This window comes from Corallococcus aberystwythensis, from assembly GCF_003612165.1.
Lineage (GTDB): Bacteria > Myxococcota > Myxococcia > Myxococcales > Myxococcaceae > Corallococcus > Corallococcus aberystwythensis.
Window position 1 is genome coordinate 1 of sequence record NZ_RAWK01000008.1, and the last position, 14,552, is coordinate 14,552.

General features: G+C 69.6%; 15 protein-coding genes. 4 read left to right on the top strand and 11 right to left on the bottom strand.

Annotated features, from left to right (window positions below):
- Positions 1-300: 300 nt before the first annotated feature.
- The 8 genes from D7W81_RS02055 to D7W81_RS02090 form a co-directional block, all read right to left on the bottom strand.
- Entirely contained in the window at positions 301-864 is a 564-nt protein-coding gene (locus D7W81_RS02055) for a chalcone isomerase family protein (protein ID WP_120553611.1), read from the bottom strand.
- Positions 865-994: 130 nt separating this feature from the next.
- Positions 995-1,726: an HvfC/BufC N-terminal domain-containing protein gene (locus D7W81_RS02060; protein WP_120553612.1), complete on the bottom strand. Its 732-nt coding sequence runs from the start codon at positions 1,724-1,726 to the stop codon at positions 995-997.
- On the bottom strand, positions 1,723-2,571 hold the full coding sequence (gene bufB, locus D7W81_RS02065; RefSeq protein WP_120553613.1) for an MNIO family bufferin maturase: 849 nt from the start codon (positions 2,569-2,571) through the stop codon (positions 1,723-1,725). Before bufB ends, D7W81_RS02060 begins: the two co-directional genes overlap by 4 nt.
- 117 nt (positions 2,572-2,688) lie before the next feature.
- Positions 2,689-2,955 carry a hypothetical protein gene (locus D7W81_RS02070; protein ID WP_120553614.1) on the bottom strand — a complete coding sequence of 89 codons (267 nt, stop codon included), beginning with the start codon at positions 2,953-2,955 and terminating at the stop codon, positions 2,689-2,691.
- A gap of 54 nt (positions 2,956-3,009) precedes the next feature.
- Positions 3,010-3,633: a YceI family protein gene (locus D7W81_RS02075; RefSeq protein WP_120553615.1), complete on the bottom strand. Its 624-nt coding sequence runs from the start codon at positions 3,631-3,633 to the stop codon at positions 3,010-3,012.
- Positions 3,634-3,728: 95 nt separating this feature from the next.
- Positions 3,729-5,180, bottom strand: a complete 1,452-nt coding sequence (locus D7W81_RS02080) for a M61 metallopeptidase family protein (RefSeq protein WP_244226917.1) — start codon at positions 5,178-5,180, stop codon at positions 3,729-3,731.
- Positions 5,180-5,800 carry a TetR/AcrR family transcriptional regulator gene (locus D7W81_RS02085; protein ID WP_120553616.1) on the bottom strand — a complete coding sequence of 207 codons (621 nt, stop codon included), beginning with the start codon at positions 5,798-5,800 and terminating at the stop codon, positions 5,180-5,182. The genes D7W81_RS02080 and D7W81_RS02085 overlap by 1 nt, the downstream gene beginning before the upstream one ends.
- A 5-nt stretch (positions 5,801-5,805) precedes the next feature.
- Positions 5,806-6,330, bottom strand: coding sequence for a PaaI family thioesterase (locus D7W81_RS02090; RefSeq protein WP_120553617.1), 525 nt, complete (start codon positions 6,328-6,330; stop codon positions 5,806-5,808).
- Positions 6,331-6,410: 80 nt separating this feature from the next.
- On the opposite strand from D7W81_RS02090, the gene fabF reads away from it, so the two are divergent.
- The 3 genes from fabF to D7W81_RS02105 all read left to right on the top strand — a co-directional run bounded on the left by fabF (position 6,411) and on the right by D7W81_RS02105 (position 10,453).
- A complete protein-coding gene (gene fabF, locus D7W81_RS02095) occupies positions 6,411-7,661 on the top strand; it encodes a beta-ketoacyl-ACP synthase II (protein WP_120553669.1) in 1,251 nt (416 codons plus the stop codon).
- Positions 7,662-7,977: 316 nt separating this feature from the next.
- Positions 7,978-9,582 (top strand): helix-turn-helix domain-containing protein, encoded by a 1,605-nt coding sequence (locus D7W81_RS02100; RefSeq protein ID WP_120553618.1) that lies wholly within the window; start codon positions 7,978-7,980, stop codon positions 9,580-9,582.
- 1 nt (position 9,583) lies between these two features.
- Positions 9,584-10,453: a tetratricopeptide repeat protein gene (locus D7W81_RS02105; RefSeq protein ID WP_120553619.1), complete on the top strand. Its 870-nt coding sequence runs from the start codon at positions 9,584-9,586 to the stop codon at positions 10,451-10,453.
- A 33-nt stretch (positions 10,454-10,486) separates the two neighbouring features.
- On the opposite strand, the gene D7W81_RS02110 is transcribed toward D7W81_RS02105, so the two are convergent.
- The 3 genes from D7W81_RS02110 to D7W81_RS02120 form a co-directional block, all read right to left on the bottom strand.
- A complete protein-coding gene (locus D7W81_RS02110; protein WP_244226918.1) occupies positions 10,487-10,966 on the bottom strand; it encodes a hypothetical protein in 480 nt (159 codons plus the stop codon).
- The gene (locus D7W81_RS02115; RefSeq protein WP_120553621.1) at positions 10,963-11,745 is read right to left on the bottom strand and encodes a sulfite exporter TauE/SafE family protein; all 783 of its coding nucleotides are present in this window, start codon (positions 11,743-11,745) and stop codon (positions 10,963-10,965) included. Before D7W81_RS02115 ends, D7W81_RS02110 begins: the two co-directional genes overlap by 4 nt.
- A 128-nt stretch (positions 11,746-11,873) precedes the next feature.
- Entirely contained in the window at positions 11,874-12,770 is an 897-nt protein-coding gene (locus tag D7W81_RS02120; RefSeq protein WP_120553622.1) for a hypothetical protein, read from the bottom strand.
- Between the two features lie 138 nt (positions 12,771-12,908).
- Here D7W81_RS02120 and D7W81_RS02125 point away from each other — a divergent pair, with 138 nt between their 5' ends.
- On the top strand, positions 12,909-14,528 hold the full coding sequence (locus D7W81_RS02125; RefSeq protein ID WP_120553623.1) for a leucyl aminopeptidase: 1,620 nt from the start codon (positions 12,909-12,911) through the stop codon (positions 14,526-14,528).
- Positions 14,529-14,552: the final 24 nt, after the last annotated feature.

A 14,552-nucleotide genomic window follows, 5' to 3' on the forward strand; every position in this document is an offset into this window, starting at 1 on the left:
GTTCGGGGGTGGGCTCCGCCGTCTTGCAGGCGGCGCCAAGGACACAGGTGGCGGCGAACAGGGCCAGTCGCTTCACAGCGTTCTCCAGCACGGACAAGGGGTGAGAATCCGGCGCGCATCAACGCCGGATGCGTGGGGGCATTCCAGCTTCAACGCATCCGCGTGTGGCAGGGGCGTCCCGCGCTGTCCACCATTGAAGCAATGGCGTTCCGCGTGAAACGACAGCGCCCCGCGAAACGCCCCTTCCGTGAAGAAGGGACGCTCCGGGGGCGCGTGAAGGATCGCCGGTGAAAGCGAGGGTCAGTCGTCCTTGCCGAGGATGCCGTCCTTGAGGCCGCCGTCCACGGGGTCCTTGCCCAGCCACACGGAGAAGAGCGCGTCCGCGAAGTCCTTGCCCTCCACGTCGATGGACTGCCCGCCCGTCACCTGCACGGTGGTGCCCTTGCCGGGGACGTAGGTGAGGTTCAGCTCCTGGCCCTCCTTCACCTCCGCGGGGATGGCGGCCTTGAACTTGTCCAGGCGCTCCTGGAGCTTGGGCATGTTCGCGCCCGCGCTCTTCTTGAAGCCGTTCTCGATGGCCTCGGTGATCTGCTCCTTCTTGAGGTCGCGCTTCATGAACATGCGCACGCGCTTGACCTCATCCGCGTTGAGCAGCGCGGTGGCGTCCTGCGTGGGGTTCTCCACGTAGAGGCCCAGGGTGTAGACCTTGAAGATGGCCTTCTTGCGCAGGCCCACCCCGTTGAGCTTCAGCTCCTTGCCGGCCACGGTGGCGGTGTCCGGGTACTTCACGCCTGCGATGTCCTTGGCCATGACGGGCGCGGCGAGGGTCAGCGACAGCAGCACGGCGGTCAGCGTCTTCTTCATGGGAAATCCTCCGGGTGGGTTTCCTGCGCGATGTTGGACGCAACCCTAGCCGCGCATCTTCACGAATGGATCCACGAAGGCCTTCCGGCGTTTGACGTCCTGCGGCGAAGCGCCTGGAAGACGACGTTCGTCACTGAACGGCGGGCAGCAGCACCAAGCCGTCGGTCGCGAAGCGCACCACCGCCGAGTGGACCTCCCCGGCGGCCATGCCGGTGGCCTGGACGACGGCCTCCTCGGACAGCCCCTCCACGGCCATCTTCAGCACCAGCAGCGCGGGCGGTGTGGCCTCCATGTAGAAGGTCATCAGCCGCTCCGGGTGACGCCAGAGCAGCGCCAGCTCCTCGCCTTCCACGGGCGCTGCTTCCGCGCCGCGGGCCCGCACGAACGCGCAGAGCCGGTAGGGCTGCTCCAGCACCGTGAGCGTGGGGTTGGGAGTCAGCCGCTCCACCGCCTCCGGAATGTCCTCCTCGGAGGAGAACACCGCGAAGTCCGTCCACTCGAAGCGCGCGAGCGCGGGCAGGAACGGCGGCAGCCCCTTCGCGGCGATGGCATCCGCGACAAAGGGCGCGAAGCCTTCGCCCAGGCGGTTGAGCTCGTAGTGCCGCGCGGGCCGCGTGCGGGTGTAGCCCTCCACCAGCGCGTCCCACGCCTCGGGCGCCAGCGCCTTGCGCGTCAGCGGGAAGAGCTTCTCCAGCGTGGAGCGCACGTGGCCGCGCACGAACTGGCCGTAGAGCGCCATGCGCTCCGGATCCACGTCCCAGCCCGGGTGCGACGCGGACAGCTTCAACAGCCCCTCCGCGCCGGGAGGCCCCGCGAGGTACGTGTCCATGCTGTCGAAGAAGTGCTTCAGCGACGACTTCATCGCGCACCCTCCACGAGCACCGCGCGCGCCTGATCCGCTTCATCCAGTACAGCGTCCAGGGACGGGATGGCTTGATCCCACTCAATCAACGTGGACACCGGGCCGGTGCGCTCCAGGGTGTAGCGGTACAGCGACCACACGTCGTCGCAGACGCGGTCGCCGTGCGTGTCGATGAGCACCGTGTCGCCCACGTCATGGCCGGCCAGGTGCACCTGCACCACGCGCTCCAGGGGCAGCGCGTCCACGAAGGCGCGCGGGTCATAGCCGTGGTTCTTCGCGTTGACCCAGACGTTGTTCACGTCCAGCAGCAGGCCGCAGTCCGCCGCCTCCACCACCTGGCGCAGGAAGTCCGCCTCCTTCAGCGTGCCGCCCGGCATGGCCGCGTAGTAGCTGGGGTTCTCCAGGAGGAAGGGGCGCTCCACGCGCGCCATCACCTCACGCACGCGCGGCACCACGTGCTCCACCGCGGCCTCCGTGAAGGGCAGCGGCAGCAGGTCGTGCAGGTGCACGCCGCCCAGGCGCGAGTAGCACAGGTGGTCGGAGAAGAACGGCGCGTCCAGCCGCTTCACCAGCGCGGCCAGGCGGGTGACGTAGTCGTCATCCAGCGCATCCGGCCCGCCGATGTTGAGGCCCACGCCGTGCGGCAACAACGTCCAGCGCTCGCGGCACGCGTCCAGGGCGCGCTGGGAACGTCCGCCCAGCGTGAGGAAGTTCTCCGGGATGATCTCCACCCAGTCCAGCGCGCGAGGCGTGCGCGGCAGCGCTTCGTAGAAGTCGCGGCGCAGCCCGATGCCCGCCCCCAGCGGCTTCAATCCATGGCGGTCTGCATAGCGGGGGGACGGCATGCGGCGCTCCTGTTGCGGATTGCGAAGGGTGGAAACAACACGGGCGGCAGGAAGGACTCTTCCCGCCGCCCGCGAGCCTGGGAGGAGACCTGTCACACAGGCCCTCCCGGGGGATGACTACTTCTTGCCGCTGCAGGAGCCGGAGCCGCAGGAGCCGGCGCCACAGCTGCCCTCGGCGCCCTTCTCCGGGGTCGCGGCGGGGGCGGCGGCGGGCGCAGCGGCGTCGGCGGGCTTGTTGCTGCAGCTGGCCTCGGCGCCTTCCGCCGCGCCCGGCGACGCGGCGTGCACCTTGCTGCCCTCGGCCGCCTTGTTGGACGCGCAGCCGGTGGCCAGCGCGCTGAGGGACAGGGTGCCGACGACCGCCGCAAGAGCCTTGACGTTCATGTGTTGCTTCCTTTCGTACCGCGTGGGGTGTGACTACGGGGGGACAGACAACGGTTACGGCTTGAACTGCGTGGAGCCCCAGGCGTCGACCGTGACCTCGGCCCGCTCGCCCACCTTCAGCAGCAGCGCTTCGGTGCGCTTGATGCCGTAGGCCTCCAGGGGAATCTGGAACTTCGCGCGCACGCGCAGCAGCTCGCCCGCGGCGCGGTTCTTCGTCTCGGCCGTCTCCTGGAGGTACGTGGCCGTCACTTCGACGGGCTCCTCGCGCGTGACGCCATGGATGGTGAACGTGCCCTTCGTCTTCAGCACCACGGGCTTCGCGTTGGCGAGCGGCGCGGGCAGGGCCACGTCCTTGAAGTCGAAGACGATGTCCGGGAACTTCGCCGCGTCCAGCCAGCGGTCGTTCTGCAGGTGGCCGTCGCGCGTCTCGTTGCCCGTCTTGATGGAGGAGACCGGCACCTGGAAGTGGCCGCTGACCTTCTGCCCCTTCACCTCCACACGGCCCGTCACCTGGTTGGACAGGCCGTTGATGACCTCCAGCGGCGCGTCCAGCACGAACATCACCGTGTCGCGGCTGTTCGGATCATGGAAGACGAAGCGCTTGTCGGAAGGCGCGGGCTCGGCGGCGGACGCGGACAGCGACAGGGTGGCGGCGAGCATCAGGACGCTGCGGAACATGGCGGACCTCATCTACGGATGCCGCGGACCTCGCGGATGCATGCGTTACGCGACACCCGAAAAGCCGGTTACAGCCCTTTCCCTCTTCCGGGTGCTCACCCCGCGTCGCCCGGAGGCGGCCCGAGGTCCAATGCCTCACGCACCACACTGCCCGGCGCAGCATGGAGCTTGACGCCACCCGGGTCAATTCGGACGCCCAGGTATTCCAGCAAGGGGTCCAGCTCCGCGAAGGCGGGCTTCGGCAGGTGGCGGGCGAGCAGCGCATCGAACAGTGGCTGGCCCGCGACCGTGTCCACGGCGGCGCCGAAGCTTTCGAGCGTCGCAGTGGGGCCGCGCGTGGCGAGCAACTCCAGCACGTCCTCCAAACGGGCGCGGCCTTCCGTCACGCGGCGCAGCTCCACGTCCAGGTGGAGCGCGAAGAGCGCACCGGACCAGTAGATGGCCTGGAAGTTCCGCTCCTCGGCGACGGCCGCTTCCATGGTGCGGGAGCCTGCGGCGGCCTGGCCTCGCGCGAAGCCGGCCGTCAGCTCCTGCCAGGCGCGCTCGGCCGTCTGGCGCCGGGAGCGGACGCGGGCGAGCTCCGTGTAGTAGGTGGCCAGGCCCTCGGTGAGCCAGGCCACCCGGGGCATCAACGTGGGGTGCGTGAGGTGCAGCATCTCGTGGATGGCGACCCAGTCACGGGAGAAGGACGCGGCGGTGGCGTCCTGCCCCACGAGGATGGAGATGCTGGGCGGGGAGCTCCACTGGACCATGCCGAAGACGCCGGGCGTGCTGTCGCCGGGCACGGGCACGACGCGCACGGTGACGCGCGGGTACGGGAAGCGCCTGCGCACCTTCGTCACTTCATGCGCGGACTGCGAGAGCCACAGGCAGAGGTCCTCGTCGGAGAGGTGCGTGAAGTGGCCCAGCAGCGCGACCTCCAGCACGGACCCACCGCTGCGCACCTTGCACCGCCTGCCGCCGAAAGCATGGAAGCCCGCGTCGATGAGGTCCGCGCCACGCAGGAGGTAGACGCCGTTGGCGTCGGGCTTCCAGGGCAGGAGCTCGTTCGTGCCGGACACGGTGAGCTCCGCGCGCATGCCGGGCGTCACGCGGGCAGGCGTCAGCAGATAGGCCTTGCCGGCCACGTGCCACGTGTCCCCTTCCCCCATGCCTCCGAACAGGTGGCGGCCGCCGCCCTTCGGGGAGGCGGTCAGCGGGTAGCGGTAGCGGATGACGCGCGTTCTGCTCGGCACGGACACCCGTCCGTCCGCCCTGGGGGTGAACTCGAACTGGGTGCCGTTGAGGTCCGTGACGACCATGGACTCCACCCGCCCCGGCTGACGGAAGAGGAAGTCCTTTGGAAACGACCGCGAGGGGAAGACCTCCACGTTCAGGCCCGGCGTGGGGTCGCGCGTGTACGTGATGCGGTAGTAGAGGGGGGCTTCGTCCTCCCAGGGAGCCACCGGCGCGGAGGCACACGCGCCCAGCATGAACGCAAGGCAGAGAAGCCCCGCGCGAGCCACCAGCGTCTGCATTGCGTCCACCCTGCTCACCCGGTCCGGCATCAGTGGGTCTTCTTCCGCGAGGTCTTCTTCACCTCTTCCTCCACGGGTGCCCCCGCGATGAGCAGCGCGCGCGCCGCATCCAATATCTCCTCCGCCAACGGCTGGGACGCGGTGGCTCGAGCGAGCGTCATCGCGCCAAAGCACAGCGCCACCGTCGCCAGCATCTGCTGCCGGGGCGTCGCGCCCTCGCGCGCGGGGAGCTGGGCCTGGGCCTCGCCCACCAGGTCCTCCAGCCCCTGTGCGAACGCGGCCTGCACCTCCGGCGTCGCGCGCGTCACGTCCGACAGGAGCGACGGCATCATGCAGGCCGTCTCGCCCGTGTCCCGGTCGTACTGGTCCAGGTAGCGGCTCGCGAAGCGCTCCAGGAACTCCGTCCCCCGCGACACCTTCAACCCCGCGAGCCAGCGCGACCTGTTCCCCGACATGAAGGCGCGCAGCGACTCCGCGAGCAGCGCCTCCTTGGAGGCGAAGTGGGCGTAGAAGCCGCCCACCGTCAGGCCCGCGGCGCGCATCACCCGCTCCACGCTCGCACCGCTGAAGCCCTCCGCGCGGAACAGCTTCTCCGCCGCCGCGAGGATGCGCGCGTGCGTGGCCTGCTTGTGTTCAGCGGTGTAGCGCATCGCCCCTACTCCTTGCCGCCCGCGCCCGGCGGCCGGAACACCATGCACGTCGTGGTGCCGTGCGCGTAGAGGGTGCCCTTCTCATCCACCAGCCGCCCCTGCGCCGTCGCCACACGGCCGCCCAGATGGATGACCTCGCCCCGGCAGAAAAGCTGGCCCGTGTCGTGCGCGATGCCCTTCACGTAGTTCACGTGCAACTCCAGCGTCGTGTAGCCCGCGCCCACCGGCAGCATCGTGTGGATGGCGCACCCCATGGCGGAGTCCATCAGCGTCGCGGCAAGTCCCCCGTGCACCATGCCAATGGGGTTGTAGTGGTGCTCGCCCGGCTTCACCGCGAACACGACCCGGCCCTCCTCCACCTCCACCGGTGAGAAGCCCATCAGCTCCGCGATGGGCGGCCCCGGCAATTCCCCGCGCTGGATGGCGCGCAGGTACTCCAGGCCGGACAGCGTCTTCGCAGCGGCGGCGCCCTCGCGGGGGTCCCTCCACGTCACCGTCCGCGTGCGCGGATTCCCGGGCTGTTCGCTCATCGAAGGCTCCTTGGGCTTGAACTCATGGAAGGATGGTCATAATACCATCCCGGTCCATGATTGGGGTCAAGGAGTACGCGATGGAACAGCGGCGCGTGGTCGTGACGGGAATGGGGCTCATCAGCCCGTGTGGCATCGGCGTGGAAGCCAGCTGGGACGCGCTGGTGAACGGCAGGAGCGGCGTGGGGCCCATCACCCTGTTCGACGCGAGCGCGCTGGACTGCCGCTTCGCCGGCGAGGTGAAGGGCTTCAACCCGGAGGCCTACATCGAACGGCGCGAGGTGCGCCGCATGGACCGCTTCGCGCAGTTCGCGGTGGCCGCGTCGGACATGGCCCTCGAGGACGCGGGGCTCGTCATCACGCCGGAGAACGCGGAGCGCGTGGCGGTCATCGTCGGCTCCGGCATCGGCGGCATCAGCAGCCTGGAGGAGACGCACCGGAAGGCGCTGGAGAAGGGGCCGGACCGCATCAGCTCCTTCTTCATCCTCCAGATGATCATCAACATGGCGCCCGGCTACATCTCCATGCGCCACGGCATCAAGGGCCCGTCCTGGTCCACCAACTCCGCGTGCTCCACCAGCGCCCACGCCATCGGCGAAGCGCTGCGCGGCATCCAGCGCGGTGAGTTCGACGTGGCGTTGGCCGGTGGCGCGGAGGCCCCCATCTCCATGCTGGGCGTGGGCGGCTTCGCCGCGATGAAGGCCCTGTCCAACCGCAACGACGCGCCCCAGGCGGCAAGCCGCCCGTTCGACAAGGACCGCGACGGCTTCGTGCTGGCGGAAGGCGCGGGCCTCCTCATCCTGGAGGAGTACGAGCACGCCCGCGCCCGGGGGGCCCGCATCCTCGCGGAGCTGACCGGCTACGGCGCCAGCTCCGACGCGTACCACGTCACCTCGCCCGCGCCCGGCCACGAGGGCGCCCAGCGCGCCATGCGGGCCGCGCTGAAGGACGCGCGCCTGTCCCCTGCGGACATCGGCTACCTCAACGCCCACGGCACCTCGACGGACATCGGCGACGTGCTGGAGATGGAGGGCATCGCCCACGTCTTCGGTGACGCGGCGAAGTCGCTCGCCATCTCCTCCACCAAGTCCATGACGGGCCACATGAATGGCGCGGCCGGCGCGGCGGAGGCCGTCATCAGCATCCTGGCCCTCACCCGCGGCGTGCTGCCCCCCACCATCAACCTGGAGAACCAGGACCCGCGTATCCCGCTCGACTGCGTGCCCAACACCGCCCGTGAGACGCGCGTGGACGCCGTCATGAGCAATTCGTTCGGCTTCGGCGGCACCAACGTCGCCCTCGTCTTCCAGCGGGCCCCGGACGCGCGTTGATTCTTTGTAAAAAATATGGCGCCCGTTTACTGACTTTTCCCCAGCGCCTGTCGCACTGCGTCAGTCAAGGGTTGACAACGGGGTGTCCGGGTGCCGCCGCCGCACAGCGGGCCCGCCTGAAAGTGCCGTGATTACATGGGATTACGTCCCACCAAGGCCAGGGTGGGGGCAGTCAACCCTTCGCGCGTCGCCTGCGGGACAGCGTTGCGGCGAACCGAAAACGTTGATTGCAAATCGGTAAATCGGTTTGCAGAGTGGATGCAGAGACCCGGTGCTGGAGCGCGCCTCCTGACGCGGCCCGCCGGGGGTTGGAGCCATGAACAACGACAACGCGCTGAACGCGAACGTGGGGCTGAAGCTTCGAGGCCTCCGCTTGCAACGCAACATCAAGCAGGCGGACGCCGCCAAGGACCTGGGCGTTTCGCCCGCGTACCTGAACCTCATCGAGAAGGGCAAGCGCGTGATGCCCTTCCCGCTGCTGTGGAAGGCGCTGCGCTACTTCGAACAGGACCCCGAGCAGTTCATGTCCACGCTGGGCGAGGGCCGCGTGGACGAGGCCCTGGCGAAGCTGCTCGACGAACCGCTGCTCAAGAGCCTGGACATCGACTCGGAGTCGCTCCAGTCGCTGTCCGCGGAGCCGAAGCTGGCCGGCACCGTGGCCGCGCTGTTCAACCTCTACAAGAACACGCGCACGCAGCTGGAGAACGTGCTCGCGCAGCTCAACGTGGAGGAGCGCACGCGCACCCAGGGCTCCCCCTCCGGCATGGGCAACACGCCGGGCGTGCGCTTTGACTACTCGCCCTTCGACGAGGTCAGCGACTTCCTGGAGAAGCACCGCAACTACTTCCCGGAGCTGGAGGAGCAGGCGGAAGGCCTGCGCCGCGACTTCCGCCTGGAGCAGCAGCTCACCAGCAGCCAGCTCATCCGCATGCTGGAGGAGCGCTTCGACTTCAAGGTGCAGATCGAGCGCGCGGCCAGCGGTTCGTCCGTGGTGCGCCGGCTGGACCTGGACACGCGCACGCTCACGCTGTCACCGGACCTCACGGAGCAGCCGCTGAAGTTCCAGGTGGCCGCGTCCATGGGCCTCATGGTGATGGACCGCGAGAAGCTGGTGGAGCGCATCCTGGGCGCCGGGCGCATGCGGCACGGGGAGACGGAGCGCCTCATCAAGGTCAACCTGGCGAACTACTTCGCCGGCGCGCTGATGCTGCCCTACGGCGAGTTCTTCAAGGAGGTGCAGCGCACGCGCTACGACGTGGAGCTGCTCTCCAACGTCTTCGGCACCACCTACGAGACGGTGGCCCACCGCATCTGCAACCTGTCCGACCCCAAGCGCCAGGGCCTGCCCTTCCACTTCCTGCGCGCGGACATCGCCGGGAACATCTCCAAGCGCTACAGCGGCACCGGCATCCGCTTCGCCTCGGGCGGCGGTTCTTGCGCGAAGTGGGCGGTGCACCTGGCGTTCCTCAACCCGTCCCAGCTCACGCGCCAGTACTCCATCATGCCGGACGGCACGACGTACTTCTGCTTCGCGAAGGTGCAGCTGCAGCCCATCGAGGGCTCCATCGTGAAGGGCACGGCGTACTCCATCGGCCTGGGCACGCACGCGGAGAACGCGAAGTACCTGGCGTACGGCCTGCCCACCAACGACCTGCGCAAGGACGCCATCCCCAGCGGCATCTCCTGCCGCTTCTGCGAGCGCACGGACTGCAACCAGCGCGCGGCGGCCAGCTACCGCTTCGCGTTCGCCTTCGACGAGTACACGAAGAAGGACTGCTTCTTCTCCCCGCTGCTCGTCCACGAGAAGGAGAAGGCCGAGCGCAACGGAAACGCCGAGCCCGATGGCAACGGCGCTGAAGGGGGCGAGAAGCACGATTCGCTGGACAGGGCCGCCCGCCGCCGCAAGGTTCACGAGAACTGACATGCACCCGTCCGACAACGAACGCGCCCACATCGCCGACGCCATCCAGAAGCAGAAGAACGCGCTTGCCCCGCTGCGCATCACCGGCTCGCCCTCGGAGGTGGGCCAGGGACTGGTGCAGCTGGCGGAGCTGTACGGGATGCTGGAGGACCACGCGCAGAGCCGCGAGCACTACGAGGAGGCCTACGGCTTCTTCAAGACCGCGGGCAACAAGCCCGGCCAGGCGCAGGCCCTCTTCGGGCTGGGCGTGGTGAAGGCCCACTTCGAGGACCACAAGGGCGCCATCGAGCACATGGCCACCGCCGCCCTCCTCTTCAACGAGGCGCGCGACCGCGAGGGCGAGGCGCTCACGCGCGCCTGCATCGGGGAGTCCCTGCGCGCCATGGGCGAGGCCGACGGCGCCGAGGAGAAGTACCAGGAGGCGCTCATCCTCTACCGCCAGACGCGCAACAACGAGCGCATCGCGCGGCTGCTCCTGGACATTGGCGACCTGCGCATGGCCAGGGGCGAGTACGAGCCCGCCCGCAAGCGCTTCCTGGAGGCCGTGCCGCTCTTGGAGCAGGGCGAGGACGCGGAGGCGCTCGCGCTGGGGCACCTGCTGCTGGGCGAGTCGGAGGGGCTGCTGGGCCACCATGACAACGCGCGGCCGCACCTGTTGCGCGCGGTGGACGTGTACGGCGGGCTGCATGACCACGTCTACGAGGCCCGCGCGCGGTGGGACCTGGGGCTGTCCTGCTACTACCTCCAGGACTACGCTGCGGCCCGCGAGCAGTTCGAGGCGGTGCTGCCCATGTACGAGGACCTGCAACAGCACGACGAGGTGGCGAAGGTGAAGAACGTCCTCGCGCACTTCGCCGCGCGCGGCGTGTAGCCCCGCGCGCGGTTCATTGCATCCGGCTTCGCGTCAGGCCTGGAAGCCCGCGCCCACCGCCAGCGCGAGCAACCCGATGACGCCCGCGGCGATGGCGGCGTAGCGCCACTCGCCGCGCAGGCCCAGCAGCGTGCCCGCCATCGCCAGCCGCGCCACCGGCGTCACCAGCAGCATGGACGCCGCACCCTTGCGCAACAGGTCGATGGCCACGTGCACGGACTCGTCGCGCGGCAGCAACTCCAGCGCGAGCGACGCGACGAACATGCACCCGCTGGTGATGGCGCCGGTGCGCAGCACGCGGGCAATCCACCGTTCCCCGGCGGCGAGCCGCCTGACGCCCCGGCGCTCGCGTGGGAGCGCCTCCGGCTGGGTGATGGGTTCCTGCGAGAGCTCCTGTGGGAACTCCGCGTCCAACGCCACCGACCTCGCCCGTACATTGCGGCGTGGCGGTCCTGCCTCCGGATACATCACCGACGGGTGGACTCCGGGTATTTCAGGCTCGGCTTCACTCATTTCCATACGCTCGGCCACAACCCCTCCCCTCCCTTCCACAACATCTGTCCGGCCACAATCAACAGGACGGCCGCGAAGAGCTTCTTGAGCACCGCGGTCGGCGTCCTCAGCATCAGCTTGCTGCCCACGGAGGCTCCGGCCAGCACCCCTACGACCAACGGCGCCACGAGCCCCAGATTCAAATTGCCGCGCCACGCGTAGGCCGCGACGCTCGCCGCGCCGGTGACGCCCACCATCAGGTTGCTGGTGGCGCTGGCGACCTTGAAGGGCACGCGCATGCCGTAGGTCATCAGCGGCACCTTCAGCGGGCCGCCGCCCACGCCCAGCAGCGCGGACAGGCCGCCCGCCACGAAGGAGCCGGAGATGCCCAGCGGGTAGTTGCCGGGGACGTAGTTGGCCGCCGTCGCGGGCTCCTGGCGGGGATTGCGCAGGAGCAGCATCTGCAGCGACACGAAGAGGGTGAAGAGGCCGAACACCACCGCCACCATCGCCTCCGCGACGAAGGCGGCGACGAGCCCGCCGACGATGGCCCCCATGACCGTGGCCAGCTCCAGCGTGAGCCCCAGCCGCAGGTCACTCAGCTTGTTCTCCACGTAGCTGGCGGCGGCGGCGCAGGAGTTGGCCACCACGCACATCAGGCTCGCGGGGACGGCCTGGTCCAGTGGGATTCCGAATCCCAACACGAGCACCGGCACCAGGACGATGCCGCCCCCGATGCCCAGGAGCGACCCCAAACCACCCGCCAACACACCCGCCGCCATGAGGAGGAAGACCGTCATTCCCTAACGAGGATAGGAGGCACTCCCCGCTTCGGATAGCGCCACGCCCTCGAGGGCAACCTGCTCGATCGGTTGGATGCCCTGCACGCGGACACGGCACCCCGGCGCGGGCCGTGTGGATCCGTTCACTACGCGGCGGTGGCGCCCAGGGTGCCTTCCGGAAACTCCTCCATGAACCGTGCGCGCGTGCGCGGCGTGTAGGTGCCGCGCGCCATGTAGCCGTGCAGCTTCTTGATGAGCCCGCGCGTCACCTCCAGCGCGGCGTCCAGTTCCACCGCGAAGTCGAAGTGATCATTGCGGTACAGCTCCTGGAAGGAGAGCTGCGAGTACGCCGGCAGCGCGCGCACGCGCCCCAGCGGGCTGGAGAGGAAGAGGCCGGACACGTAGAGGCCGCGCACCCAGCCATCCAGCTCCGCCTTGGTGGGGGCCTGCCCCACGCGGTCCTGTGACGCCAGCCGGACCAGCTCGTAGATGCCCCGGCCGATGCCGCGCAGCGGGATGCCGGAGCTCTTCACCACCTGGAACTTCTCCCGGATGCGGGCGGTGCCCACGCCGTCCGTGCCGTCCTGTTCGCGCAGGAAGAAGAGCGTCTGGGCCCACTCCACCTGACGCCGTGCGTCCCAGGCCCGCTCCCCCTTGCGGCGGTAGCTCAGCACCAGCCGGTCCACCAGCGGGTGGAGGCGCCGGTCCAGGCTCAGGTGCGTGAAGTACCCCGCGAGGATGGCCAGCCCGGCCTCCGTGCCCACCAGGGCCCCGGAGGCGACGAGCTCCGCCATCTTCAGGCCCAGGCCCACCGGCGCGTGCTCGTGGTACAGCCGCGCGAAGGGGGGCCAGCCGGTCTCCGGCTGCATCAGCACGCCCAGGCCCCCGCGCACGCCGGCGCACAGGGGCAGGTCCGGCAGCGCCGCGCCGAAGCGCGCGTACGGCAGGTCCTCGGACAGCGCTCGCACCCAGTCGGCGGGGAGCCCGTCCGGATGGGCGGCCAACCGTTCGATGGCCGTCAAATGCAGCAACAGGGTGGGCATTGGGAGAGCACAGCTATCCAGCGCGCCGGGGCATTGCAATGCCCGAGTGGCAACCAGCGCTTTGCGAGCAACACGGGGCGCGTCTACAGTCGCGCCCCTCGGATCACCCCCTCCCTCTGTCCAGGAGTCCAAGTCGCCATGCAATTCAGTCTCGTCTCCGGTGAAGCCGCGCCGGTGAGCGGTGAGCTGCTCGTCATCCCCCTCTTCGAGGGCGAGCTGGGTGATTCCGCCCCCGCGCCGCTTGCGGCCGCGGACTCGGCCCTGGAGGGGAAGCTCCGCGCCGCCGCCACCCAGGAGGGCTTCAAGGGCAAGGCGGACCAGTCCTTCCTGCTGCACACCCTGGGGAAGCTGGGCTCCGACCGCGTCCTCCTGCTGGGCCTGGGCAACCGCGCGCGCTTCCAGCCGGAGGTGCTGCGGCTGGCCGCGGGCCGCGCGGCGAAGACGGCGCAGCGGCTGAAGGCCACCGCCATCGGCTTCCGCGTCCCCGCCACGGACGACGCGGTGGCGGCCGTGCGCGCGGTGGTGGAGGGCCTGGAGCTGGGCGTCTACCGCTTCGACAAGTACAAGTCCGCCGCGCGCGAGGACAAGGGCAGCCCCAAGCTCACCCGCGCCACGCTGTCCCTGCCGGAGGGCACGGAGAAGTCGCGCGCGCTGGACGACGCGCTGACCCTGGGCCTGAAGCTGGCGGAGGCCGTCAACTGGGCGCGCGACCTGGTCAACGAGCCCCCCAACGTGGTGACGCCCACGAAGCTGGCGCAGGCCGCGCAGCAGGCCGCCAAGGAGGGCGGGCTCACCGCGGAGATTGGCGGGCGCAAGGAGATCGAGCGCCTGAACATGGGCATGTTCCTGGGCGTCACCGCCGGCAGCGTGCAGGAGCCCCGGCTCATCCACCTCATCTACACGCCGAAGAACGCGAAGGACGCGAAGCGCGCCCCGCTGGCGCTGGTGGGCAAGGCCATCACGTTCGACTCGGGCGGCCTGTCGCTCAAGCCCACCGAGGGCATGGTGGAGATGAAGACGGACATGGCCGGGTCCGCCGCGGTGCTGGCCGCGATGAAGGTGATTGGCTCCGTGGTGAAGCCGCCCTTCCCCGTGCACGCCTTCATTGGCGCGTGCGAGAACATGCCGTCCGGCACGGCGTACAAGCCGGGCGACATCCTCACGGCGCGCAACGGCAAGACGGTGGAGATCACCAACACGGACGCGGAAGGCCGCCTCGTGCTGGGCGACATGATCACCTGGGCCGGCGAGCACGAGCCGTCCGCCATCATCGACCTGGCGACGCTCACGGGCGCGTGCATGGTGGCGCTGGGCAACTACATCGTGGGCGCCTTCGGCGATGACGACGACACGGTGAACAGCGTGCTCACCGCCGCGCGCGCCGCGGGCGAGGAGATGTGGCGCCTGCCCGTCAGCGACCTGCAGAAGGACGCGCTGCGCTCGGAAGTGGCGGACATGAAGAACTCCGGCGAGCGCTGGGGCGGCGCCATCAACGCGGCCCTCTTCCTCAAGGAGTTCGTGGGCGACACGCCCTGGGTGCACCTGGATATCGCCGGCCCGTCCAACAGCCCCAAGGAGCGCGGCTACCTCAACAAGGGTGGCACGGGCGTGGGCGCGCGCACGCTGGTGGAGCTGGTGCGCCAGCAGGCCGCGCGCATTGCCACGCAGCCGGAGCCCACCAAGGCGGAAGCGCCCGCGAAGGCTCCGAAGGCCGCCAGGCCCCCGAAGGCCGCCAAGGGCAAGCCGGCCCGCGCGTAGTCCACGCAAGGCTCCGGCACCCCT

Coding starts and splice junctions, on each gene's coding strand:
- D7W81_RS02055 (WP_120553611.1), bottom strand. CDS start 864: ATGAAGAAGACGCTGACCGCCGTGCTGCTGTCGCTGACCCTCGCCGCG.
- D7W81_RS02060 (WP_120553612.1), bottom strand. CDS start 1,726: ATGAAGTCGTCGCTGAAGCACTTCTTCGACAGCATGGACACGTACCTC.
- bufB (WP_120553613.1), bottom strand. CDS start 2,571: ATGCCGTCCCCCCGCTATGCAGACCGCCATGGATTGAAGCCGCTGGGG.
- D7W81_RS02070 (WP_120553614.1), bottom strand. CDS start 2,955: ATGAACGTCAAGGCTCTTGCGGCGGTCGTCGGCACCCTGTCCCTCAGC.
- D7W81_RS02075 (WP_120553615.1), bottom strand. CDS start 3,633: ATGTTCCGCAGCGTCCTGATGCTCGCCGCCACCCTGTCGCTGTCCGCG.
- D7W81_RS02080 (WP_244226917.1), bottom strand. CDS start 5,180: ATGCCGGACCGGGTGAGCAGGGTGGACGCAATGCAGACGCTGGTGGCT.
- D7W81_RS02085 (WP_120553616.1), bottom strand. CDS start 5,800: ATGCGCTACACCGCTGAACACAAGCAGGCCACGCACGCGCGCATCCTC.
- D7W81_RS02090 (WP_120553617.1), bottom strand. CDS start 6,330: ATGAGCGAACAGCCCGGGAATCCGCGCACGCGGACGGTGACGTGGAGG.
- fabF (WP_120553669.1), top strand. CDS start 6,411: ATGGAACAGCGGCGCGTGGTCGTGACGGGAATGGGGCTCATCAGCCCG.
- D7W81_RS02100 (WP_120553618.1), top strand. CDS start 7,978: ATGAACAACGACAACGCGCTGAACGCGAACGTGGGGCTGAAGCTTCGA.
- D7W81_RS02105 (WP_120553619.1), top strand. CDS start 9,584: ATGCACCCGTCCGACAACGAACGCGCCCACATCGCCGACGCCATCCAG.
- D7W81_RS02110 (WP_244226918.1), bottom strand. CDS start 10,966: ATGAGTGAAGCCGAGCCTGAAATACCCGGAGTCCACCCGTCGGTGATG.
- D7W81_RS02115 (WP_120553621.1), bottom strand. CDS start 11,745: ATGACGGTCTTCCTCCTCATGGCGGCGGGTGTGTTGGCGGGTGGTTTG.
- D7W81_RS02120 (WP_120553622.1), bottom strand. CDS start 12,770: ATGCCCACCCTGTTGCTGCATTTGACGGCCATCGAACGGTTGGCCGCC.
- D7W81_RS02125 (WP_120553623.1), top strand. CDS start 12,909: ATGCAATTCAGTCTCGTCTCCGGTGAAGCCGCGCCGGTGAGCGGTGAG.